The sequence below is a fragment of the Treponema sp. OMZ 790 genome (assembly GCF_024181285.1).
In the GTDB taxonomy this organism is placed as follows: domain Bacteria; phylum Spirochaetota; class Spirochaetia; order Treponematales; family Treponemataceae; genus Treponema_B.
Genome location: NZ_CP051201.1, coordinates 87702 through 110946, shown reverse-complemented (window position 1 = coordinate 110946; position 23245 = coordinate 87702). Strand labels below are relative to the sequence as shown.

Sequence of the window (23245 nt, the reverse complement as noted above, 5' to 3'; positions counted from 1 at the left end):
CCACTCCTTAGTTTAGATTGCCGCCAATCTAGGCTCTTTAAAAATCGACACGGTCCAATAGCACAAGAAAAATCTAAACGATTTATTTGTAACCATGTCGATATCCATTATAACGCTCAAAAGAAGAGCAGTGTTCATGCCTAAAAAATCTTCCGCCAAATCTAAAAACCATTTTATAAATTCTGTATCGTTTGAAGCCTCGCTTATAAATGTTAAAATTATCTTTTTGAATTTAAGATCCGAATTTTTTCTTTTTGCAAAAGCTTCATCCAGCATGTCGGTAAAAATTGCTCCCGTGTCCCTCGCTTCGTTTTTAAACCTATCATAAGCAAAATAAAAACCGCCCTCAACCTTCATCATCGAAGCCAAACTTAAATAAGCCTCATCTTCTACCAAGGAAGGAAGTCCCTCCCTGCGGAGCAAGTCGATTATAAAGGGAATGGAATTTACCGACCTATAAGTTTCCATAGCCTTAATGCCCGAAAGCAGAATTTTGGGATTTTGTGTTCCGGATAAGATCTGTGAAATTTTAAATTGAGAAGCCTCATCTTTAAGGCGGGCAAGGGCAATCATCGCCTCACCTGCCAAAAGATAGTCTTCACTTTCAAGAGCATTACGCAAAGGCTCAACCGCTTGATACACATTAAAATGGGCGAGAGTTTTTGCCGCAAGGGCAGCCGTAGTAAATTCTCCTTTGTTCAATTCTTCTAAAAGAGATTCCTTATTTTTTGCCGAAAGTTTTTCTAAAGAATTTAGAGACTTCATCGCAGAATACCTGATAGAAAAGCGCGGAGAGCTCATATATTGATTTAACTTATCGGCCGATTCTTGAGAAGCCGTTGCAGTAAGCTCATGTAAAATTTTTTCTTCCGTCTGAAGGCTTGCACTCGAATCCAGTTTATACAAAAGGTTTAAAGCCTTCATGTCGCGCGGCGAAAAAATAACTGCAAGAGCATCCTTTACAAGGCGGCCGCCAAGATTTAAAAGCCTAATCTGAAAAATCATTCCGAAAAGGATGCAGATTATAACGCCCGAAAAAAATAAACGGTACATACTCAAATTGGAAAAGCCTGAGGTTTGGAGCATATCCAAAATGCGGCCGCCCAAGATTGAACCAAGAGCTCCTGTAATACCCATAACAAAAAAATTAAGCATACTCAAATCCATCAAGGATTTTGACGGAACTATTCCGAAGAAGTAGGCCTGAGATGCATCCATTTGAGCGGAAAAGCCCATGTTGGTTATCATCGAAAACAGAATTAAAAATATAAATGCGATAAGCTGCATTTCTCTCGCAGGAGCTACAATTGCAGGAAAAAGAGCTGCAACACTGAGTGCCGTAAAAATAACATACATCGGCTTTGCTCCCATCCTGTCTATTAAAAGGCGCATTAAAAGCCCGACCAAAAGGGAACCCATAGTTGAAGCAAGAGAAAAGATAATTACCAAATTATCGGGTATACCATAAACCGATCTTCCATAAACAATTATAAAGGGACGGGCCAAACTTATTCCGAACTGAATTATAAAAAACGAAAAAATATAGAGCGCAAAATTTTTATCGCCAAAGGCTTCCTTTGCAGCAGCAAAAAAAGAACCCTTTTGCAGGTTTTGGTTTCCTTTCTTTAGCTTTCGTATTTCCTTTCGGCTTCTTCCTTCTGCTTTAGCTTCTTTTACAGCCTCCATTCTCCTTTCAAAATCGGGATCGGGAAGTTTAAGCAAAAGAGCCGAGGCTGCAAAGCCCGTAATAATTCCTATTATTGCAGTTATATTATATGTAGAAACTATATCGATTCCGAGTCTTGGAGAAAACCATAAAAAGACGGTTAAAAATATTATGGCTGCAAGTGCAGCCGTATTGTTTGTCAATGAGATTTTGACTATATAAGAATTTCGATCCTTACCGGGAGCCAAAAGGCTTATAACCGGATTGTTTGCAACTATTCCGGCACCGCGAAAAAAATTAAAAAGGGCTACTGCAAGTAAGAGCATAAAGATGGCTGCTTCATTTTCGCCTCTAAAATAAAAGAACGGAATAAACAAGATGGGTAAAAGCGAGCTGTTTCGCAAAAACCAAGTATAAGCAAAGGTTTTTACAATTGTAAAACGCCGAGCCATAAGCTTGCCTAAAGGAATTGTAAAATAGCACATGTACATAAAGGCTGTAAGCAAACCTATGACGGTACTGTTAGCTTTTAGAGCAAGAGCATAAAGAGTGATTGTGTTTCCTGTAACGAGAGCAAATGAAAACGAGTTGATTCCATTGTACGCACTAAAAACGCTGCGGCCCTGTTTAATTCTAAAATTAGATAATTGTTCTTCCATCACAGGTATTTTAATCTATTTTTTTAAAACAAACAAGTATTCCGAAACATGAATGTTCCTATTGTTAAGATTTCGGCTTCCCCGAAAAGTATTGTATTTTATTTCGGCAGTTTTTAGTTCTCCATATTTTTTCAGCATAGCGGTCATATCTTCAAAAGAAATAAAGCCCTCCGAATTATAAGAAATAACTGCATACTTCGAATCAAGAGATGATATAATTTCTTCCATAGATTTTAAAGCCAGATAAGGTTTATTAAAGGCGGAGCGCTTCCAGTCTTGGGTAATTCCGCTTACCTTGCTTATAGGAACATCGAGTTTATTTTTAAGAATTAAATTAAGCATAAAATAATTTGAACCGTAGGGGTGTTGGTTATAAGGCGGATCGATATAAGCGATATCTATTTTCTTTATTTCTTTTGAAAGTTCTACAGCATCCTTTGTAAAAAATTCAAGCTCGGAATTAAAATTACTAAAAACGGGCTCTTTTAATTCCACCTCGCCCAATATTCTTGTCAGGGCATTTTTCCCGCTGGCGCCGAAGCAGCCTATCCCCGTATTTTTATCCTTATAAAAACCCTTAAACACACCGCTCGTATTTACATGAATTGAAGCTTCGGTAATTAAGGGAGCCAAAAAAAATCTCTTTAAATTTTCCTCCGGTACAATTTTATCGATAAGATTTCTATAGGTATCGATTAAAAGAGCATTTTGATGTGTATAAAAAACCCTTTCTCCTTTTTCGATTTTGTTGTCATTCTTTGGAGCATAGTTTTCTGTAATTATTCCGGGGATTTTTTTATCCGAACAAGAATAGATGATTTCTTTTCTTAATTGATCGCAAAGTTTTTTAGGATATTCTTCTTTGTTTCTAAGATAACATGAGTTTATAACATATGAATAATTTTCCAAATCATTAACGATTATTTTTGAAGCATATTTTTTTAACATTCGGGCAACTATACCTGAGCCTGAAAAAAGATCCGCACAGATAAGCTTTTCTTTGTTTAAGTTTTTTGAAATTAATTTTATCTCATCTTCTATTTTATATATCAGAGTTCTTTTATTGCCGAGGTATGTAATTATCTGTGTAGTAAGAAAGTCCTTATTTTCTTCTTGCTGTTCTTTCATAGATTTATTGTTTTCCTCATAAAGAAAACCTATACTACTATAAAGATAAGAAACTTACAAGAAGATAAAACCAAAAGGGATATTTTAAAAAATTAAAAAATTTTAAGACTCTTGCCTATTTATCGACATTGTTGTATAGTAATTGTATGAAAAACTTAACTACACCTAAACGTTCCGAAATCGCAAAAAGCGACAAATGGAATATCGAATTACTTTTTAAGAATGATGAAGAATGGGAAGCGGCTCTTGCTATGATTCCCGAAGGCGGAAAAGAAATCTTAAAATACAAAGAAGCTTTTTCCAAGCCTGAAACCATCGATGCTGCAACCCTTCTTGCATGCTTAAAGGCCTCGACAAATGTCGATAGAATTGCAGAAAAAGTAGGAAACTACGCTTTCTTGCAAAAATCATCAAATGAGGGAGATCCCGACAATATCAAACGGCAGGGAAAATACATGATGACCGTTACCGAGCTTTCGGCTGCTACCAGCTGGCTCATGCCCGCCATCATGGAAATCCCCGAAGAAAAAATCCGCTCATGGATTGATCCTTCAAGCCCCACAGGAAAGGATTTTGCCGATTTTAAGGTTTCCTTGGAAAAGACCCTGCACTTAAAGCCCCACACCCTTTCCGACAAGGAAGAAAAGATTTTAAGCCTTCTAAGCGAGCCCCATGGTACACCGAGCCAAACTTTTTCGGTTTTAACCAATGTAGACTTTGATTTTGGTACAATCACAACAAAAGAAGGAGATGTAAAACTCACTCAATCTTCTTATTCAAAGTTTATGCAGAATCCGGACAGGGCATTAAGGGAAAAAGCTTATAAACAATTTTATGGGGTATACAATGCTCACAAAAATACAATCGCAAGTTTGTACACGGGACAAGTTCAGCAAAATGTTGCCCTTGCAAAAATCAGAGGTTATACTTCGGCAAGGGAAAAATCCCTTTATGTAGACAAGGTTCCTACAGCCGTTTATGACAACCTTGTAGACACCATTCACAAGAATTTAAAACCCTTGCATAAATTCTATGGTATGTTAAAAAAACATTTGGGTTTAAAAGAACTCTGCCACTATGATGTTTACATGCCCTTAGTAAGCGAAGTAAAAAAAGTTACACCGTATAACGAGGCCGTCGACATCATTACAGAAGCCCTCAAACCTCTTGGAGAAGACTATGTTAAAACAATCCGCAACGGTCTTTTAAACGGCTGGGTAGACAAATATGAAAATGAAGGCAAACGTTCAGGAGCCTTTTCGGCAGGAGGATATGACAGCGATCCATATATCTTGATGAACTACAAAGAAGATGTTATCCGCGACGTATTCACTCTTGTACACGAAGGCGGTCACTCCATGCACTCATGGTACTCGGTAAGAAACAATCCTTACCCTTGCTACCATTACACAATCTTTGAAGCTGAGGTTGCATCTACCTTTAATGAAGAGCTCTTATTCAGGCACATGATTAAGACTACAACCGACCCGAAAATGAGAGCCTATCTTTTAAGCGTCAGAGCATCGGATATTCTTGCCACCCTCTACAGACAAACAATGTTTGCAGAGTACGAAAAGATTACTCACGCCCTTGTCGAAAGCGGCACACCTCTTACAGTCGAAAACTTGCGAAGCGAATACAAAAAACTTTTGGAACTTTACTTCGGTCCCGAAATGGTATTCGAAGATGTAAGCGATTTGGAAGGAATGAGGATTCCGCACTTTTACAGGGCCTTCTATGTTTACAAATATGCAACAGGTATTTCGGCCTCAATGGCTCTTGCCGAAAGAGTTTGCTCAGGCGGCGACAAGGAAAGAGAAGACTACTTTAAGTTCTTAAAATCGGGAGGCTCACGCTATCCGATTGAGTCGCTCAAACTTGCAGGTGTTGACATGGCAAGTCCCGCTCCGGTACAAGCAGCCTGCGACAACTTTGCAAAGATTGTAGACGAACTTGAAAAAGCTCTTGAAGAATTAAAAAAATAAGAATAAAAGGCTTTAACAAAAATGATTCAGGAAAATGAAGACAGCTTGCTCAATTCCGATTTGTTTAAAGCCTTTTTAAAAAAAGACCTTAACCGCTGTGATTTTATATCGCAGTGGTTAAGCAGCAATAAGGTTCCGCACAGCATAGTAAACCTTGCACAAAAAAAACACATCATCATAAAATACCCTGCACAGTTTTACGATAAGAATTTTAAAATGAAAACCCTCGTAGCCCACTATGACAGGGCTCCAAATACTCAAGGGGCTAACGACAATTCAGCCTCTTGTTTTATCCTCATGAACTTTGCAAAAAAATTATGTGCTTACACAAAGGCCCACAACATAAAAATTATCTTTACCGACGGAGAAGAAGCAGGAGCAGCCGGTCTTAGAGAACAAGGATCTTACACACTTGGAACAGGCTTAAAAAGACTTAAAATGGATGAGGATGATATTTTTGTATTCGACATGTGCGGAAGGGGCGACACCCTAATCCTTTCCCGTTCAGGCATTTTCGGACGGGATAAAGAAAAGACCAAGAGGCTCGACGAGCTTCATAAGAGGGCCGGCCTCCTTGCCCAAAGGGCTTGTCCGAGTCAATGGCTTTCAATGCTGACAGCTTACAGCGACAATGCAGGCTTTATCGCCGCAGGCCTTTGTGCCCAAGTCATAACCGTTCTCCCCAAAGAAGAAGCCACAACTCTTTTGCATTATCTCCCGCAGGAAAAAGCAGCCTCTCCATTGAGCGGTCTCCCTCAAAATAAAACGGCCATGGGTGAACTCACGGACATGGTAATAAAAAACAAAAAACCGCCCCAAGGTTCCCCCTTCGAAAAAATCATCCCTTTTACATGGCAGCTCATGCACACAGCCGATGACAAGATTGAAACGCTCAATAACGAAGCCCTCATCCTCACCGAAAAATATCTTAAAGCCCTGACAGACAATTACCGCTAAAACTACTTAAGGGAACTTCTAAAAACTTCAGCTTTTTAGAAGTTTTCTTTGAATTTAATTTGCGACGTTTTTCATAAGTCATTCAACAGCTAAAGACTTATGAAAAACTCGACGGGCATATCTAAAATCCAACAAGGTTTTTAGATATGCCCTTAACTATATCTTAAAAATCCTTTATAATAGAAGAATATGAGTTACGAACCCCCATTTAAAATTACGTCAAAAGCTATAAATTTGATTTCTCAAATATCCGAAAAAATCGGAGAAATAAACAACCTTGAAAATACCGAGCAAAGTGTCCAATTAAGAAAAAAAAATAGGATTAGGACAATCCACTCTTCATTGGCCATTGAAAATAATTCTCTATCTATAGAACAAATCACTGCAATAATCGAGGGGAAAAGAGTCCTTGGGCCGCCGAACGAAATACAGGAAGTAAAAAATGCTGTTCAAGCCTATGAATTACTTTTAAACCTGAACCCGTATAACCAAAAAGATTTACTCAAAGCCCATCAACTTATGATGAATGATCTAGTAAAACACAGCGGTAAATACAGAAAGGGAGGGGTTGGTATTTTTGACGGAAAAGATGTAGTGCATGTAGCTCCTCCTGCCGATAGAGTTCCTTTTTTAATGAACGATTTATTTGCCTGGCTTAAAAACAGTGATGCTCATCCCTTAATCAAAAGCTGCGTATTTCATTATGAGTTTGAGTTTATTCATCCTTTTGAAGACGGAAACGGAAGAATGGGACGCTTATGGCAAACCGTAATCTTAACAGCGTGGAAACCGATTTTTGCATGGCTGCCTATAGAAACTTTGATAAAGGAAAATCAAAAACTCTATTACAAAGCTTTAGGAATTAGTGACAGCAATGCAGACAGCACGGAATTTATAGAATTTATGTTATCGATTATTTTAAAAACGATAAAAGAAATAATTGCAACCGAATTAAAGATTACTCAAAAGATTACTCAAAAGATTACTGTAAATCAACAAAAAATTATAGCCGCAGTAAAAAACAATCCCTACATTACCCAAGAAGAACTCGCCGAAATCGTAGGAATAGCGCGTTTAAATATTATTAAAAATATGAAAAAACTTCAAGAACAAAATATCATCAAGCGCATCGGAGCCGACAAAAACGGGTACTGGCAAATCTTGGATGAAAAGTTACAAAAAAACCTCTAAAAACTAATGTTCTTAGAGGTTCAATTAAGATGAGCCATGCAGGCTTCGAACCTGCGACCCACAGATTAAGAGTCTGTTGCTCTACCAGCTGAGCTAATGGCCCGTAAAACGAGTTTTGATTATATAAAAATCTAAAAAAAAAGTCAATGCTATATCAAATAAAAACTCATTTTTTTCATATAGACTAAGCCTCAAAATAGTGATATTATCAAAGGATATGTACGATATAATGATAATCGGAGCAGGAGTTGTAGGAGCCTGCATTGCACGGGAACTTTCAAAATACGAATTAAAAATCGCCGTCCTCGAAAAAGAATTGGAATTCGGCTGCGGTACAAGCAAGGCCAATAGCGGAATCATCCATGGAGGCTATGACGCAAAGGAAGGCTCATTGAAGGCAAGGCTAAATGTGAGAGGTAATTTTTTAGTGCGCAGCTTAAAAGAAAAATTGGATCTGCGCTTTAAACAATTAGGCTCTCTTGTAATCGCCTTTAACGAAGAAGAAAAACAAGAACTTTCAGTCCTCTACGAACGAGGCATAAAAAACGGTGCTGAAGGCTTAGAGCTGTGGGATAGGGAAAGGCTTTTAAAAGAAGAACCCAATGTTTCAAAAGAGGCTGCGGGAGCCCTATACTGCGGAACAGCCGGAGTCATCTGTCCCTTCGACATGACGGCGGCCTTTATGGAAAACGCCGTTTCCAACGGTGTAGACTTCCTCCCAGAAAACGAGGTTATCTCAATTGAAAGAGAAGACCAAGCCTATGTCATCAAAACATTATCAGGCAGGGCGGAAGAAAAGAATTTTAAAACAAAGCTCGTTATAAATGCCGCAGGGCTTTACTCCGATAAGATTGCAAAAATGGCAGGCGACGAAGATTTTAAAATTCTACCCCGCCGCGGGGAATACCGCCTCTTCGATAAAAACTATACAAATCTTGTAAACCATATCTGCTTTCAGGCTCCCTCAAAGATGGGAAAGGGCATCTTGGTTCTCCCCTCCTATCACGGGAATTTTTTGGCCGGTCCTTCCGCAGAAAATATTGAAGATGCAGAAGACACATCCGTTTCAGCCCAAGGCTTGGCTCAGGTAGAAGAAAAGGCTTTAAAGACAGTGCCCTCTCTCAATTTTAAAAACACCATCCGCATTTTTGCCGGGGTAAGGGCAAGGCCTGACACGGGCGACTTTATGATCTATGCGTCAAAAAATTCCAAGGGAATTATACACGCAGGCGGAATCGAATCGCCCGGACTAAGCTCGGCTCCCGCCATTGGAGAATATGTTGCGGAACTCGCAAAAAAAGAAGCCGATGACTTAAAACTTCCCTTTAACAAAAAGAAAAACTTTAACGAGAATAGAAAGGCAATCAAGCACTTTGCAGACCTAAGCCCAAAAGAACAGGACGCTCTTATAAAAGAAAATCCGCTTTACGGCCATGTTATCTGCCGCTGCGAAACAGTAAGCGAGGCAGAAATCATTGAGGCAATTCACCGGCCTGCAGGAGCCCGCACGGTTGACGGCATAAAAAGGCGGGTACGCCCCGGCTCGGGAAGATGTCAGGGAGGTTTTTGCGAGCCCCACGTGCTCCAAATCCTTTCACGCGAATTAAAAACTCCTATCGAAAAAATTCAAAAGGACAGAAGAAACTCTCCGATTGTTTACGGAAAGCTAAAGGGCGGTACACAATGATAAATATAAAAGAAAGCAATAATTGCAAAGACGAATACGAGGTCGCCGTAATAGGCGGAGGCCCGGCAGGCTTAGCGGCAGCCCTTGAAGCCAAAAAAAACGGAGCTTCTTCCGTTCTCATAATCGAAAGAGACTTTGAACTCGGCGGCATCTTAAACCAATGTATTCATGCAGGCTTCGGTCTCCACGAATTTAAAGAAGAATTAACCGGCCCCGAATATGCGGAACGCTTTATAAAGATGGTAAAAAGAGAGGACATAGACATCCTCCTCAATACCATGGTAATCGACCTAACCAAGGAAAGGGAAATTACCCTCATAAATGAAGGCGGCTTAAAAAAAATAAGGGCGGGAGCTGTAGTCCTTGCAATGGGCTGCCGCGAACGCACGGCAGGAGCCATCGCCCTAAAAGGTTACCGCCCATCGGGAGTTTTTAATGCAGGCATGGCTCAGCGCCTTATGAACATCGAGGGGCTTTCCGTCGGCAAAGAGGTTGTAATCTACGGCTCAGGCGACATCGGTCTAATCATGGCCCGCCGCATGACCTTGGAAGGAGCCAAGGTAAAGGCCGTTATCGAAATCATGCCCTATTCAAGCGGCCTAAACCGCAACATAGCCCAATGCCTCGAAGACTACGGGATTCCGCTTTTTTTAAGTCACAGCATATCCTGCGTCCACGGCAAGGACAGGGTTACGGGAGTTACGATAGCGCAAATAGATTCTTCCTTTAAAGAAATCCCCGGAACCGAAAAAGAATTTTCCTGCGATACGGTTCTTCTTTCAGTCGGGCTCATCCCCGAAAACGAACTTACGCAAAAGGCAGGCATAGCCCTCAACCCGATAACAAACGGCGCCTTTGTCGATAACGGAATGGAAACGGAAGCAAGCGGCATCTTTGCCTGCGGAAATGTTCTCCACGTGCACGACATCGTAGACTTCGTTACAAAAGAAAGCCGAACAGCCGGAAAGAACGCAGCCCTCTTTGCTCAAAAAAACAAGAAGCTTGAAAATAAGGCCTCGCAAAAAGAGGAAGCTGCTTTTATTAAGACAATAGCCAAAAAAGGAATCCGCTACATTGTTCCGAACAGAATAAACACCTCGAACATCGACGGAGCTTCCCTTTTTATGCGGACGGATTCGGTTTATAGAAACGCCCGCCTTATAATTAAGTCAGGCGAAAAAATTCTTGCACAAAAGAAAACGGCTCAGCTGGTTCCGTCCGAGATGATAAACATTCCCTTAAACTTTATCACCTTAAAGGAATTAACCGAAGACATAACTGTGGAGGTAATTTTAGATGAGTAGAGAACTGATAAAAAAAGATTTTACGTGTGTGTCCTGCCCGCGGGGCTGTAAACTTTCAGTCTTCAAAGAAGAGTCGGGAGAATTTTCCGTTAACGGAAATTTATGCAAGGGCGGCGAGCTTTACGCAATGCAGGAAATCAAGGACCCTCGAAGAAACATAAGCTCGACCGTAATAATCGAGGGCGGAGTTCTTCCATCTCTTCCCGTAAAAACTTCAAGCCCCATACCTAAGGCCTTGATCTTCGATGTAATGAAAGAAATAAACAGCATCAAAACTCAAGCCCCCAAAAAGATGGGAGAGGTGATAATTGAAAATGTGCTTAACACAGGAATAGATATAGTCGCAAGCCGCACCTGCCGCAAAGCCGAGCCGAGATAAATCAAACAGCACTGAGGGGCAAATGGAAAGACCGATTACAATACACGACGGAACTTTTTATTACTCTAAGCACAAGGTTTTTCAAAACCTCAATATTGAAATTCCTCCACAAAAAGTTACCTGCATTTTAGGAGAGTCTGGGGCGGGCAAAACTACCCTCCTAAAAATTATTTCAGGCAGCCTTGAGTTAAAATCGGGAATCATAGAAAACCGTCCCGTCCGCGGAAGCTATGCCATGGCCTATCAGGACATGCGTCTTATTCCTCATCTAACGGCCGTAGAAAATATAGAATATGTTTTGGATTCAAAAAAATCTTCAAAAATTGAAAATAAGGAAAAGGCTCTTTTTTATTTAAGAGCCTTGGGGCTTTCAGGCTTTGAAAACTTTTTACCCGCCGAGCTTTCAGGCGGAATGCAGCGGCGTGCAGGTCTCGCCCGTGCCCTAAGCTATCCTGCCCCCCTCCTTCTCCTCGATGAAGCCTTCGACTCCCTCGACGAAAAAAACAAGTACAGAGTTGCCGATCTTTTTTTATCGATTGTCAAAAAAGAAAAGCGCACCGCAGTCTGCGTAACTCACGATGCGCCCTTCGCAAAAAAAATTGCGGATAAGATAGTGGAGTTATAAAATTATATCAGTTGGTTATTTACATATTTTTCGTATAAGGCGTGAGTTTTTAAAAGCTCCTCATGAGTGCCGACCCCGGTGATTTTGCCTCCGTCCAAAAATACAATCTTATCAGCACTTGTTACCGTTGAGAGGCGGTGAGCAATGATAACTATTGTTTTTTCACTCTTTATAGAATCTAAAGTAGTCTTTACCAAAAGTTCATTTTCACTATCTAAACTTGCAGTTACCTCATCAAGAAGAAGAATGTCGGGCTGTTTAATTAGAGCCCTTGCAATCATAAGCCGCTGGAGTTGTCCGCTTGAAAAGTTAGTTCCTTTTTCTTGCACAATGGTATTTAATTTTTCGGGTAAGCTGTTTACATAATCATAGATGCCCGCTTTTTTAAGGGAGGCTTCTATGAGTTCTTGCGGAACAGGTCCGTCACTTCCGTAGGTAATGTTGTTAAGAATACTGTCTTCGGTGGTTGAGCTTATTTGCTGAACATAGCTTATTTTTTTACGCCAGTCTTTTAAATCAAATTCGTTTATATCGGTATTGCCAATGCTGATACTGCCTTCATATTCATTATAAAAACGTTCCAGCAAGCTAAATAGAGTAGACTTACCGCTTCCGCTCGGTCCTACAATGGCTATAGTTTTTTTAGGTTCTATTTCTAAAGACAAGTCTTTTAAAATCACCGCATCATCGTCATATTTAAATGAGATATTATCGAATTTAATGCTTGAGGTTTGCATGGCATTGTCCACAGGTTTTGTTCCGGATTCTTCGGTTTCAAGTTCAAATATTTTTACGATACTATCCGACATTTCATTTAAGCTCTTTATATCCTTAAAAAAGTTTCCTATATTAACCATGGGTGTAATTATTTGAAAAAGGTATAAACAAAACGCGATCAAAGAACCTATGGTCATTTCGTTTTTGGCAACCAAGGAACCGCCGTATACAAAGATAAAAAACAGATTTAGTATAAAGATTGTCATAATGATAGGCTCTATAGCAGCTTCAATTTTAACGGATTTAACCGATAAGTTTTTTACTTCCGTATTTAAATTCCCTATCCGCTTTGCTTCGGTTTTTTCGGCTGTATAACTTTTAACAAGTTTTATTTCCAAAAAAATGCTGCTTAAAGCACCGATAAGTTTATTGAGAGCTTCTTGATTTTTTTTGTACACCTTAGAGCTCATAGAACTGATAGGAGAAATCACTATAACAAAGGCGAGTAAAGAACCCATCATCACTAAGGTAAGCTTCCAGCTTAAAACGAAGAGAACAGCAATGCTTATAGAGCTTATCGCTATCGATATTAAATGCATCGTAGTTGAAGTAAACAGCTCTTTTATTTTTTCGGTAAAGTTTAATATCTCGCTGCTCAATTCACTCGAATTTTTTTTGTTAAAAAATTTCATTTTAACACCGAAAATATGGTCTGCAATATCGGAGCGCAGCTTCAAAGTCCACACAATTGCACTCTTATTAAAGATGTATCTGCCTATAACGCTTACTACAGCCGAAAACAAAACTGCACAGGTCAACGTCATAAGATATTGCTTGCTGTTATTTCCGTCCAAAATAAGTTTAGCAAACCAAGGTATTGCAAAACTTGTAAGCGTTCCAAGCCCTACCAAAACACAGGCAAAAATAATCGCACCGGTATTTACAGGAACCCGTTTTTTTAATTTCTTAAATGTCGATTTATCCATAAAGTAAGTTCTCCTCATCAAACTTTTATACAAAGTCATCTTAGCAATTAAGATATAAATAGTCAATAGCGGTATATATGCAATAAAGCTATAAGTATAAATTTACTGTCAAAAGATAATTTATCGAATCTTCTTAAAATAAGTTTTAATTCTTTTTCTTTATTCTCAATATAAGAATTTCCTATGAGAAACATTAAAAGAAGCAATTCATACTCCGCTTCTTCTTTTAAATTATTATAATGATATGAAAATTCTATGTCTGATATTAAAGCAAATAATTCTTCTTTTGAAAACACAGCACAAAAACACAACAAAAAATAAACATCAGATAAAGAAAGAGAAGTTTTTTTACTCTTTATTATTTTCACTAAATTTTTATAATAATCTAAATTTTCAAGATGCTTACCCTGAATGAAATCTTTTAATAATCTATCAGCAGGATTACCTGTAAAAATCAAAAATTCTTTTTCGTTTATATAGTCAGGAATAGGAGCATTTAAAAAAGAATCTTTAAATTCCGTATCACCTAATAAATGTCCGGCAGCTATATAATTAAAGATGTATGAACGAGGAAGGTCTTTAAATATTTGCCAATCATTAATCTGTTTTTTTGAAAAAAAACTATTAACTTCGGGGCAGAAAAAAGCATCCTTACCCATAAGTTTGGTATAAATTGAAAAAGTTTTGATAGACAGCAAATATGTTTTTAATGTTATACCTAATCTTGCTTTACTGTGATACTTCTTTGAATATTTTTCATATATATGTAAGCTCATGACGTTTTACCTCAATAAAGAAATAACAAGCATTTGATGATATATCTTATTAAATTGTTTATTTAATATTATACTTATACCGCGCTTATTTATATTTTGTTCCAAAAAAGCATCCAACAGCATATAAGAATTATCTTTTAATTTTTCATCAAGCTCAATATTCAATAATTGACTTACCAATATCAACTCTGCAATTAAATCTATATTTTTTTCTGCTATCATTTTATCTAAAAGATTATGAATCGTAGTGTCCAAATAATCTGAATTATCCGATAAAATTTGATGTGTGCTTCTTCCCAACATAGTAAAATACATAATTTCATGTGTGAGTTCGTATATATCCATTATTTCAAAATTGCAGGCTGATAGTTTTTGATGTATAAGTGTATTTTCCAGTATTTTATCATCTAATAGTTTAATAGACGAAAAATTATTCAATAAAGATAGATACATAGAAAATTCCAGCTGCTCCCTAGATGATAATAAATTCACACTATCCAGTGTAGTTTTTGTAAAGTTCGGCTTCTTATTAAAAAAAATCATTAAAATGATTTTGCCGATATCTTTTTGCGAAATATCGGCAAACATCTGCTTTTGCCTTTGTATCCGCTTTAATTTAAAAGCTATTTCGCTGTTTAATTCATCATTATGATTTTTAAAAATAGAAGTGAAGAGCAACTCTGCGGAGGCTTTATACACAAAACCTAATTTATATGAGATTTTTGCCGGTTTCAAAAAGGTCATTAAGTTAGATTTTATCCAACGTAATGATTTTTTACTTAAATCTTGGTACACTTCTTATGCCAGAGATACTACAGCATTTAATATAGGAGTACCAGCTTTTTGATTGGCATCTTCGATCCACTGTACTAAGATATAACGATCTGGACCATTACCAATAAACACGCCACCGTAGTAGATATTACTACCCAATAGGTCATCAGCCGAAAACTTTTTTGTTACACCTACTCTAAATACTTTGTTAAAAAGATTAAACTCCATACAACTTCTCCTTAAAGTTAATTTATACCAACATAATAACAGAAAAATATAAAATTGTCAAGCTTTTTTTTAAAATCATATATTTTTTAATAAAATTGTTAAATTTATAATAATAATGAACAAAATCTATTTCTATCCTTTCCTGCGGTATTGATTCATAAACATAAAATCTTTTACTCTAAATTTGTTAAAATTCCTTGTTCCTAAAAAGAAAGAAATTAAAATAAGAACTAAAGAAACAAGATAAACTGCAAGAAGAAAAAATGGGAACGGAATTATTTGAAAAAAAGATTTTAGTTTATCATGCGAAGTATTTAATCCGATATTTACTAAAGTAAGAACTGCAGGAGGCAATCCGTAAGCTATAACTGAGGTAATCATACTGCGCAAAAGCCCTCCTTTAATTGCAACTGCACATAAAATCATGTTAAAAGATACGGCAGCAGGTAAGTAAATAAACATAATTAAAATAAGGAGTTTAAAATCTTCAATCGGTAGAAAAAAATTTATAATATATAAAATAAGACTTAAAATAAAAACACTTAAAAAATTAACCGACAAAGAATAAATACTATTTGCAATAAAATATTCTTTCCCACGTATCGGCATTAATATACACATTGTAATAGATTCATAAAAGGAAAGAGAGGGAGCCATAGTTCCGATAAATAAAAACATTAAACCTTGAAAAAAGATAACATTCCGAGCAGCAGGAATCAATGCTCCTATAAGAATCTCAATAATTCCAATTAAAAAGAAAATACTTCCAATTAAAACACCAATACTATGCATAGAATTAAATATAATCGCTCTAATTTTTTTCATTTTAGATTTTCTCCTTTGTATAAAAATACATAATATCTTCAAGGCTTGCATCTTCGCAAACCATTCCGTTAAATTTTTGATTTTCCTTATCCGAAACCAAAACCTCATAAGCATAATCGGTTTTTCTATAACCTATATATTCATTACTATACAAGGACTTAAAAGTCTTTTCATCTATTTTTAAAAGCCCGTAATTTTTATTTATATTTTCTAAAGAAGAATCAAAAACTTTTTTCCCCTCACTTATAAAAACAATTTCATCGCAAATTTTTTCAAGCTCGTTTGTTTGATGGCTCGAAATTAAAACCGAGTGATTTTCGTCAAGCATAAAGTTTCTTATAAGATCTAAAAATTCTTTTTTGGAAACAGGGTCTAAAAAATTAAGAGGTTCATCCAAAATCAATAACTCGGCTCCGTGAGAGAGGGCTATCGCAATTTGAAGCTTTTGCATAGTTCCCGAAGACAGACCCGACAAAAACCTTGAAGGAGGAATTTTAAAATCGTTTAGGTACTTTTCGTAAAGTTCTTGATTCCAATTTTTGTAAACACCCGCAAAAAATCGTCCAAATTTTTTAGGCGTGAACAACAAGGACAAAAAACTGTCATTTATAACAAAACCGATTTTTTCTTTTATTTCTATATTTTCTCTTTTTAATTTCTCCCCAAAGATAAAGATTTTTCCGCTTTCCGGCTGATACATATCGAGAAGAAGGCGGATAAGGGTTGTTTTCCCTGCACCGTTTTCTCCTATTAAGCCCGTAACACATCCCCGCGGAATCGAAAAAGAAATACCATCTAAAGAAAAAGCCTTTTTACCCCGCCCTATCGAAAATTTAAGTTTTTCAACTTTTAGTACCTCATCAGATATCATAAAAACTCCTTGGACTTAATAAATACGCCTGAGGATTTTATATAAATCCTCAGCATTTAGATTAATTTTTTTTGCTTGACTGCAAATCTCTTTTAATTTTTCTTCAATATTTTTTTTAATCGACTTTTCTATTTTTTTTAAATTTACATCGGCAACAAAATACCCCTTTGCAGGAACCGAGTACAAAAAGCCCTCGCGGGCTAAATCTTCATAGGACCGCTTTGTGGTGATGACACTCACACGGAGGGAAGCTGCCAAGCCCCTCATCGAAGGCAGGGCTTCCCCTTCCTTTAAGGTGCCGCTTAAAATTTGATTCTTTATACTTTCCGAAAGCTGCTCGTAAAGAGGAATCCCTGAAGAGTTATTCAAAAAAATATTCACCTTCGCCCCCTGTTATTCTGTATATATTAAATATATACAGAATAACAACTTTTGTCAAGAGGAAATTTAAAAAATATAGCCGATTTTTCAAACAAAGAAAGATAGAAGGCAACGTTTTAGGACGGGCCGGAGCCCTAATGACCGCCATTTTAGCGGCAATTACTCCTTATAATTTTTGACTGGAAAAATTTTAATACCTGTGTTACAATTGTTTTATGATTTAAGGGATAATCTTAATATCCAATATTTTTTATGGAGGAAATTAAATGAGACGTATTAAAGTTTTTTCGGCAATGCTTATCATTTTAATGCTGATCAGCCCTGTGTTTGCCGATTCCACCCCTGTTCCCGGATTGAGTTTTTTTAAGCTTGATAACGGCTTGGAACTTTTCGTACTCGAAAACCATGCAGTACCCCTTACCCGTATTCAAGTTACCTTTAGGTGCGGAGCTCTTACTCAGACACCGGAAACTTGCGGCATTTTCCACTTATATGAGCACATGCTCTTTAAGGGAAATAAAAAGTACCAAACCGAAACCCAATTTTCCGCAGCTATGACGGAACTGGGTGTAGCGGGCTGGAACGGAGGAACTTCTACCGAATATGTAACCTACTACATAACATTACCGTCCGATAAGACAGACAAGGGTTTGGAGTTTTGGTCTTATGCAATGCGCTATCCTCTTTTCGATAAAGAAGAACTTGAAATCGAAAAAGATGTAGTATGCAACGAAATCAACGGAAACAGAGCTAATCCCGGAGTCCCGATTTCCGAAACCTTAACAAAAAGAATGTTCTCAAAATATCCTTGGAGACGGGATGTAGGCGGATATGATAAGGTCATAAGAGCTGCAACACCCGAAATGCTTAAAGAGATGCAAAATACATATTATATTCCGAATAATGCAGCCATCTTCGTTGCAGGCGATGTAAATCCTAAAGAAGTTTATAATGAAGTAAAAAAATACTACGGTGATTGGGAAAAAGGAAAAGACCCTTGGAATCCCATGCCGGATCCTCAAGCTTTCCCTGCCATAAAAGAACCTCTTTATCTCGTATATCCGGATCCCGGGTTTTATAAAGGTATGTCCGTTTTTTATATGTACATGAGGGGGCCTGATGTAGTTAGGGAGCCCAAACCTACTTATGCAGCCGATATCTGGGGTTCGCTTTATGGTCTGCCTGCAGGTCAATTTAAAAAGAATATCTTTGAAGCCGTTCCAAATCTTTATGAAAAAGATCAAACTTGGGCAAATTATTACACCCAAAGGGATGGAGGGCAAATCAGCTTCGGCACTTTAGCTCTAGTTGACCCCTCGATTCCTACAGGAAAACGGGCTAAGGATTTTCAAAAAGCAATCTATGAAGAAATAGAAAAGACTAAAAACAACAGCTCGTATTTTGAAAAAAAAGAATTTGAAATTGTAAAACGCCAATTGGAAGATGCCGAAATTTTAGGCTTGGAAAAACCGGACGACTTTGTCGAAACTCTATCCTTTTGGTGGTCATCTGCTTCTGCCGATTACTTTTTCAACTATCTTAAAAATATGAAAAAGGTAACAAAGGCCGATATCGACTCATTTTTACAAAAATATATTTTGGAAAATCAGCCGATTATCATAGTCAGAATGAATGCCGAAGATTACAAAAACGAAATGGAAGCATTTAAAAAAGAAAACTTTAATCTTATAACCAGAGAAAATTGCTTTTGGTGGGGAGATAAAAAATGAAAAAAAAGATATTTATTACACTATGTATAATTGTACTGTTGTTTTCATGCAAAACAACTCCGCCCGCTCCGAAAATTGAGGAGCTTGAACACTCAAGCAGCTTTATGAAGGCAAATGTTCCCCTAATCAGCGAACACACCTTAGATAACGGTATTAAGGTAATTTTAAAAAAACAAGATACCAATAGAATCTTCACGATGAACGTTGTCTACTCGGGCGGTCTAGCCCTTCTTCCACAAGGAAAAGACGGATTGGAATCTTTAACTCTTAGTATGATGCTGAGAGGTTCAAAAAAATATTCATATGAAGATATAAAAAGAATCTCTTCGGAAAATTCAAGTGCAATGACTGCAAATACCGGTATAGATATTTCATGGCTCAACTTGACTACTATCGATAAATACCTGAATCAGATGTTGGATATTTTTACCGATTCAATTATGAATCCCGTCTTTGATGAAAAAGAATTGGAGCTTGTAAAAAAAGCAGTCTTGATGAACATCAAAAAAAGAATGAGCGATCCTTATGATTTTACTGTAACAAAGCTTCACGAAAATATTTTTAAGGGACATCCTTATTCTATTGAAAAAGACGGAACCGAAAACTCAGTTTCGGCTATGAAAATAGAAGACTTAAAACGATGGTATACCGAAAAACTTACAGCCGATAGAATGTTCATTGTTGCAGTCGGAAACTTTAAGCCATCAAGCCTCATTGCTCAATTAAATAAAACGATCGGTAAAATTCCCGTAAAGCAAAACAAGACACCTGAAGTAAAAAAACTTGACATAAAACAAAATCTTTTTACGGAAGCCTTTGAAGAGTCCAAGGGAATTGCTTACATAAGAGGCGACTATATAATTCCGCCCGTACAATCAAAAGATTTTACAACATTAAGATTTACCTACACAATCTTAAACGAACTCCTTTTTGAAATTGTAAGAACTCAAAATGCAGCCTGCTATTCGGTATGGACAAATGCTCACGGCTTTAATTCAAGCTACGGTTCCCTTGTTGTCTTTAAGTCTGATAAGCCTACAAAAGCTAAGACAGCTTTTGATGAAGCAATTGCCGTATTGGCTTCAGGACAAACAATTAATCTAAAAGGACAGGGAATAAAATCCGGTGAAGGAAGCGTAACAAAATCCAGCGGAGAAACTTACGCCCCCATTGCCGAAAACCTTGAAGCCTATAAGTCCAAATTTATTAACGGCTTTTTCGGCAACCAGCTCACGAACTCCGATGCTGCTGCTCAAATTATGTATAGTCAAGCCTATTACGGCAACCCCTATGAGTACCTGAGAATGATTGACAAGATAAATGCGATTACAGCCGAAGATATTATAAGGGTTACAAACGAGTACATAGTAAACGGAAAAATAAGCTGGATGGTGGTTGCAGATTCTGCAACCTTGTCAAAACTGGATAAGCCTAAGTTTATGAGATTTACCGGCAATGTAAAAAAATAAAAATTTTAAGGTAGTCTAAAAACCTTAATGCCAAATTAAAAATCGAGACCGGTTAAAAGATTAAAACTCTTTATCGGTCTTGATTTTTGATTCTTTTCTCATTATACTTATCGAATAATTTATCAAAAAACACCTTAAAGAATAGAGGGAAAAAATGAAAAAAGCCGTAGTAATTGCAAGTTTCGGAACGAGCTATGCCGAAACAAGAGAAAAAACAATAGATCTTATCGAAAAAGAAGCAAAAGACCGTTTTAAAGATTACAGTATTTTTAAAACCTATACTTCAAATATGGTCAGAGCAATTCTTAAAAAAAGGGATTCCATCAATGTTCCTTCTCCTAAAGAACTCATAGACGATTTAAAGGAGGAAGGTTTTTCCGAAATTTACATACAGCCGACCCACATAATTCCGGGAGAAGAGTACGAAAAACTTCAATTCGAAAATACGGTTTTAGGGCTTCCGCTTCTTCACAAAAATGCTGACTTAGATAAAATAATAAGAGCTCTCGATTTAAAAAAACCGGAAAAAAATGAAGCTGTCATATTTATGGGGCACGGTTCATCCCATGATTCGGATAAATTCTATGAAACAATGCAGCAAAAACTTAATTCGATGGGGCTTGAAAATGTTTTGATAGGAACAGTTGAAGGCTCTGTAGAACTAAAAGATATTTTACCTATTCTTGCCGAGCGCAAAATAAAAAAAATTGAACTTTACCCCTTTATGATGGTTGCAGGCGACCATGCCCACAATGATATGGCCGGCGATGAAGAAGACAGCTGGTACACAATTTTAAAAAATGAAGGATACAAGGTTAATGCAAATCTCAAAGGCTTAGGCGAATATCCTATGATCCGCGAAATTATTTATAAATCTTTAGAAAATACAATAAATTCCTGCAGAGGTTAAGATGAAAAATATTTTTGCAGTCGGAACGGGCCCGGGAGCTCCGGAATATCTTACATTGCAGGCAATAAAAACCCTTGAAAATGCAGATCTTATTTTTGCTCCAAACAATAAAGGGAAAAACATGGCCTTAGATACGGTACGGGATTTTATAAAAAACAAAAAAATTTTTTTTCTCGATTTTCCTATGGGAAATGTTTCCGATAAAGACTATAAAATTCAAGCCGAGAAAATAATCAACGAAACAAAGGAAAATTCGGCCTCCGTTATTCTAACTATAGGGGATCCGATGATATACAGCACCTTTATTTATATGATGCCATATTTTAAAAATCCTCAAATCAATTTACAAATTGTTTCAGGAATTCCATCTGCTGTCGCTGCCGCAGGAAGAGCAAAAATTCCTCTTGCCGAAAAAGGAGAAGTATTTACTATAACTGATCACTTAGATGAATCCGTTTTAAATTCATCTTCATCCATAGCTCTTTTAAAAACATTTAAACAAAAAAATATTATATTAAAAGAATTTGAAGATAATAATTTCGACTATGCTTATATAAAAAGAGCAACTATGGATGAGGAGTCAATTCTCACTAAAAATGAAAAAGAAAAAATTTTAGAAGACGAAAATTATATATCCTTAATTATTGCCCGCAAGCAAAAAGGAAAATAGCAGATGAAAGGAATAATGATATCTGCACCTAACAGTAATTCGGGAAAAACCATTGTATCTTCAGCCCTTCTTTATTCTTTAAAAAAAGAAGGCCTTAACATCTCGGCTTTTAAAACAGGTCCTGATCAAGTGGACAGGAAAATCCTCGAAATAATTTCAGGTAAAAGAGCCGGAAACCTCGACCCCTTTATGATGGGGCAAAAAGGAATGGAGTTTTCCCTTAATATTTCCAACTCGGAATATGCTCTCATTGAGGGAGTAATGGGGTGCTTTGACGGAATAGGTTCTACTTCTGAAAACTCTTCATTTGATACTGCAGAAAAAATCGGGAGCAGTATCGTATTGGTCTACGCACCTCAGGGAGAGATGTTTACGATTATTCCTAAGCTAAAAGGAATGATCGATTTTTCAAAAAACAGAATAAGGGGAATTATATTTAACAAGACCAATCCTAAACTCTATCCTATTTACAAAAAGATGATTGAAGGAAACCTTGATCTGCAAGTCTTGGGTTTTTTTCCTAAAATCCCCGAATTTGAAATTGAAGAATCGGGACTTGGTCTGGACATAGATGAAAGGCTGAAAGATAAAAATTTTTTAGATGTTCTATATAAAATCGTAAAAGAAAATATAGACATTCAAAAACTTTTAAACTTATTTCAGCCTCTTAAAACCGGTACCAAGATAGACATAAAAAAAACAAAGGCACGCACTGCAATCGCAATGGATGAGGCTTTTAATTTATACTATTCCGAAAATATATTTTTACTTAAAAAAAGTACTGAGGTCAGTTATTTTTCTCCTCTCAAAGATACAGAGCTGCCTGACTGTGATTTTTTATATTTCGGGAGCGGGCAAATAAATAAATATAAAGAGGAACTTTCAAAAAATATTCCGCTGAAAACAGCCGTTAAAAAATTCGCCGAAAATGGAGGCCGCATTTTAGCCGAAGGCGAAGCGCTCTCCTACCTTTTTGAAGACTTCGACGGGTTTAAAATGTGCGGAATTTTTAAAGGTTCGGTTGGAAGTACAAGCACCCTGCAAAATTTCGGATATAAGCAGCTTGAATTTACGCAAGACTGCATTTTAGGAAAAAAAGGGACTATTATAAATGCTGCCGAATATCACAAATCAAAAGCATCAACCGTAATTCCGCCGATTTTTACCGTTAAAAAACCTTACTCAAATTTAAATTTTAAGGATGCTTACGCATATAAAAACTGTTTAGCTCTTTTTCAAAATATCCACTTTATATATAATCTTGAAAATTTTTACGATTTAATACACAAATAAAATGCGGATTTTATTCTTCTAAAAAAATATAGAC

General features: G+C 37.0%; 21 protein-coding genes and 1 tRNA gene. 12 read left to right on the top strand and 10 right to left on the bottom strand.

Annotation, left to right across the window (positions count from 1 at the left end; all coding sequences use genetic code 11):
- Positions 1-12: 12 nt before the first annotated feature.
- Both E4O01_RS00470 and E4O01_RS00465 read right to left on the bottom strand, forming a co-directional pair.
- Positions 13-2325 carry an MFS transporter gene (locus E4O01_RS00470; RefSeq protein WP_253693136.1) on the bottom strand — a complete coding sequence of 771 codons (2313 nt, stop codon included), beginning with the start codon at positions 2323-2325 and terminating at the stop codon, positions 13-15.
- A gap of 15 nt (positions 2326-2340) precedes the next feature.
- Positions 2341-3453, bottom strand: coding sequence for a DNA adenine methylase (locus E4O01_RS00465; protein WP_253693135.1), 1113 nt, complete (start codon positions 3451-3453; stop codon positions 2341-2343).
- Between the two features lie 146 nt (positions 3454-3599).
- Between E4O01_RS00465 and pepF the strand changes: the two genes are divergently transcribed.
- The 3 genes from pepF (at position 3600) to E4O01_RS00450 (ending at position 7586) form a co-directional block, all read left to right on the top strand.
- Complete coding sequence (gene pepF / locus E4O01_RS00460) at positions 3600-5438, top strand: oligoendopeptidase F (RefSeq protein WP_253693133.1); 1839 nt, start codon at positions 3600-3602, stop codon at positions 5436-5438.
- Positions 5439-5459: 21 nt separating this feature from the next.
- Positions 5460-6395 (top strand): M28 family peptidase, encoded by a 936-nt coding sequence (locus E4O01_RS00455; RefSeq protein ID WP_253693131.1) that lies wholly within the window; start codon positions 5460-5462, stop codon positions 6393-6395.
- Between the two features lie 189 nt (positions 6396-6584).
- Complete coding sequence (locus E4O01_RS00450; protein ID WP_253693129.1) at positions 6585-7586, top strand: Fic family protein; 1002 nt, start codon at positions 6585-6587, stop codon at positions 7584-7586.
- A gap of 30 nt (positions 7587-7616) precedes the next feature.
- Here E4O01_RS00450 and E4O01_RS00445 read toward each other — a convergent pair.
- A tRNA-Lys gene (locus E4O01_RS00445) sits at positions 7617-7689 on the bottom strand.
- A gap of 114 nt (positions 7690-7803) precedes the next feature.
- On the opposite strand from E4O01_RS00445, the gene E4O01_RS00440 reads away from it, so the two are divergent.
- Genes E4O01_RS00440 through E4O01_RS00425 form a run of 4 tightly spaced genes read left to right on the top strand, consistent with a single transcriptional unit; the run spans position 7804 to position 11581 of the window.
- Positions 7804-9273, top strand: coding sequence for an NAD(P)/FAD-dependent oxidoreductase (locus E4O01_RS00440; RefSeq protein WP_253693127.1), 1470 nt, complete (start codon positions 7804-7806; stop codon positions 9271-9273).
- Positions 9270-10577, top strand: a complete 1308-nt coding sequence (locus E4O01_RS00435) for an NAD(P)/FAD-dependent oxidoreductase (protein WP_253693125.1) — start codon at positions 9270-9272, stop codon at positions 10575-10577. Before E4O01_RS00440 ends, E4O01_RS00435 begins: the two co-directional genes overlap by 4 nt.
- Positions 10570-10956, top strand: coding sequence for a DUF1667 domain-containing protein (locus E4O01_RS00430; RefSeq protein ID WP_253693123.1), 387 nt, complete (start codon positions 10570-10572; stop codon positions 10954-10956). The genes E4O01_RS00435 and E4O01_RS00430 overlap by 8 nt, the downstream gene beginning before the upstream one ends.
- A 22-nt stretch (positions 10957-10978) precedes the next feature.
- On the top strand, positions 10979-11581 hold the full coding sequence (locus E4O01_RS00425) for an ATP-binding cassette domain-containing protein (RefSeq protein WP_253693120.1): 603 nt from the start codon (positions 10979-10981) through the stop codon (positions 11579-11581).
- 2 nt (positions 11582-11583) lie between these two features.
- Here E4O01_RS00425 and E4O01_RS00420 read toward each other — a convergent pair whose 3' ends face one another.
- The 7 genes from E4O01_RS00420 to E4O01_RS00390 form a co-directional block, all read right to left on the bottom strand.
- On the bottom strand, positions 11584-13284 hold the full coding sequence (locus tag E4O01_RS00420) for an ABC transporter ATP-binding protein (protein ID WP_253693118.1): 1701 nt from the start codon (positions 13282-13284) through the stop codon (positions 11584-11586).
- A 62-nt stretch (positions 13285-13346) separates the two neighbouring features.
- A complete protein-coding gene (locus tag E4O01_RS00415) occupies positions 13347-14060 on the bottom strand; it encodes a hypothetical protein (RefSeq protein WP_253693116.1) in 714 nt (237 codons plus the stop codon).
- A gap of 6 nt (positions 14061-14066) precedes the next feature.
- Positions 14067-14804, bottom strand: a complete 738-nt coding sequence (locus E4O01_RS00410) for a DUF6895 family protein (RefSeq protein WP_253693114.1) — start codon at positions 14802-14804, stop codon at positions 14067-14069.
- Positions 14805-14858: 54 nt separating this feature from the next.
- Positions 14859-15062: a hypothetical protein gene (locus E4O01_RS00405; RefSeq protein WP_253693112.1), complete on the bottom strand. Its 204-nt coding sequence runs from the start codon at positions 15060-15062 to the stop codon at positions 14859-14861.
- 132 nt (positions 15063-15194) lie between these two features.
- Entirely contained in the window at positions 15195-15887 is a 693-nt protein-coding gene (locus tag E4O01_RS00400) for a hypothetical protein (protein ID WP_253693110.1), read from the bottom strand.
- A gap of 1 nt (position 15888) precedes the next feature.
- Positions 15889-16758 carry an ABC transporter ATP-binding protein gene (locus tag E4O01_RS00395; protein ID WP_253693108.1) on the bottom strand — a complete coding sequence of 290 codons (870 nt, stop codon included), beginning with the start codon at positions 16756-16758 and terminating at the stop codon, positions 15889-15891.
- A 15-nt stretch (positions 16759-16773) separates the two neighbouring features.
- A complete protein-coding gene (locus E4O01_RS00390; RefSeq protein ID WP_253693106.1) occupies positions 16774-17139 on the bottom strand; it encodes a GntR family transcriptional regulator in 366 nt (121 codons plus the stop codon).
- A 266-nt stretch (positions 17140-17405) separates the two neighbouring features.
- Between E4O01_RS00390 and E4O01_RS00385 the strand changes: the two genes are divergently transcribed.
- The 5 genes from E4O01_RS00385 (at position 17406) to E4O01_RS00365 (ending at position 23211) form a co-directional block, all read left to right on the top strand.
- On the top strand, positions 17406-18869 hold the full coding sequence (locus tag E4O01_RS00385) for a M16 family metallopeptidase (protein WP_253693104.1): 1464 nt from the start codon (positions 17406-17408) through the stop codon (positions 18867-18869).
- Positions 18866-20338 (top strand): M16 family metallopeptidase, encoded by a 1473-nt coding sequence (locus tag E4O01_RS00380; RefSeq protein WP_253693103.1) that lies wholly within the window; start codon positions 18866-18868, stop codon positions 20336-20338. The genes E4O01_RS00385 and E4O01_RS00380 overlap by 4 nt, the downstream gene beginning before the upstream one ends.
- Before the next feature lie 154 nt (positions 20339-20492).
- On the top strand, positions 20493-21248 hold the full coding sequence (locus tag E4O01_RS00375; protein ID WP_253693102.1) for a sirohydrochlorin cobaltochelatase: 756 nt from the start codon (positions 20493-20495) through the stop codon (positions 21246-21248).
- A gap of 1 nt (position 21249) precedes the next feature.
- Positions 21250-21918 carry a precorrin-2 C(20)-methyltransferase gene (locus tag E4O01_RS00370; RefSeq protein ID WP_253693101.1) on the top strand — a complete coding sequence of 223 codons (669 nt, stop codon included), beginning with the start codon at positions 21250-21252 and terminating at the stop codon, positions 21916-21918.
- Positions 21919-21921: 3 nt separating this feature from the next.
- Positions 21922-23211, top strand: a complete 1290-nt coding sequence (locus E4O01_RS00365; protein ID WP_253693100.1) for a cobyrinic acid a,c-diamide synthase CobB — start codon at positions 21922-21924, stop codon at positions 23209-23211.
- Positions 23212-23245 lie beyond the last annotated feature (34 nt).

Coding starts and splice junctions, on each gene's coding strand:
- E4O01_RS00380 (WP_253693103.1), top strand. CDS start 18,866: ATGAAAAAAAAGATATTTATTACACTATGTATAATTGTACTGTTGTTT.
- E4O01_RS00400 (WP_253693110.1), bottom strand. CDS start 15,887: ATGAAAAAAATTAGAGCGATTATATTTAATTCTATGCATAGTATTGGT.
- E4O01_RS00395 (WP_253693108.1), bottom strand. CDS start 16,758: ATGATATCTGATGAGGTACTAAAAGTTGAAAAACTTAAATTTTCGATA.
- E4O01_RS00430 (WP_253693123.1), top strand. CDS start 10,570: ATGAGTAGAGAACTGATAAAAAAAGATTTTACGTGTGTGTCCTGCCCG.
- E4O01_RS00385 (WP_253693104.1), top strand. CDS start 17,406: ATGAGACGTATTAAAGTTTTTTCGGCAATGCTTATCATTTTAATGCTG.
- E4O01_RS00440 (WP_253693127.1), top strand. CDS start 7,804: ATGTACGATATAATGATAATCGGAGCAGGAGTTGTAGGAGCCTGCATT.
- E4O01_RS00365 (WP_253693100.1), top strand. CDS start 21,922: ATGAAAGGAATAATGATATCTGCACCTAACAGTAATTCGGGAAAAACC.
- E4O01_RS00425 (WP_253693120.1), top strand. CDS start 10,979: ATGGAAAGACCGATTACAATACACGACGGAACTTTTTATTACTCTAAG.
- E4O01_RS00410 (WP_253693114.1), bottom strand. CDS start 14,804: ATGACCTTTTTGAAACCGGCAAAAATCTCATATAAATTAGGTTTTGTG.
- E4O01_RS00435 (WP_253693125.1), top strand. CDS start 9,270: ATGATAAATATAAAAGAAAGCAATAATTGCAAAGACGAATACGAGGTC.
- E4O01_RS00375 (WP_253693102.1), top strand. CDS start 20,493: ATGAAAAAAGCCGTAGTAATTGCAAGTTTCGGAACGAGCTATGCCGAA.
- E4O01_RS00450 (WP_253693129.1), top strand. CDS start 6,585: ATGAGTTACGAACCCCCATTTAAAATTACGTCAAAAGCTATAAATTTG.
- E4O01_RS00470 (WP_253693136.1), bottom strand. CDS start 2,325: ATGGAAGAACAATTATCTAATTTTAGAATTAAACAGGGCCGCAGCGTT.
- E4O01_RS00455 (WP_253693131.1), top strand. CDS start 5,460: ATGATTCAGGAAAATGAAGACAGCTTGCTCAATTCCGATTTGTTTAAA.
- E4O01_RS00415 (WP_253693116.1), bottom strand. CDS start 14,060: ATGAGCTTACATATATATGAAAAATATTCAAAGAAGTATCACAGTAAA.
- E4O01_RS00420 (WP_253693118.1), bottom strand. CDS start 13,284: ATGGATAAATCGACATTTAAGAAATTAAAAAAACGGGTTCCTGTAAAT.
- pepF (WP_253693133.1), top strand. CDS start 3,600: ATGAAAAACTTAACTACACCTAAACGTTCCGAAATCGCAAAAAGCGAC.
- E4O01_RS00465 (WP_253693135.1), bottom strand. CDS start 3,453: ATGAAAGAACAGCAAGAAGAAAATAAGGACTTTCTTACTACACAGATA.
- E4O01_RS00405 (WP_253693112.1), bottom strand. CDS start 15,062: ATGGAGTTTAATCTTTTTAACAAAGTATTTAGAGTAGGTGTAACAAAA.
- E4O01_RS00370 (WP_253693101.1), top strand. CDS start 21,250: ATGAAAAATATTTTTGCAGTCGGAACGGGCCCGGGAGCTCCGGAATAT.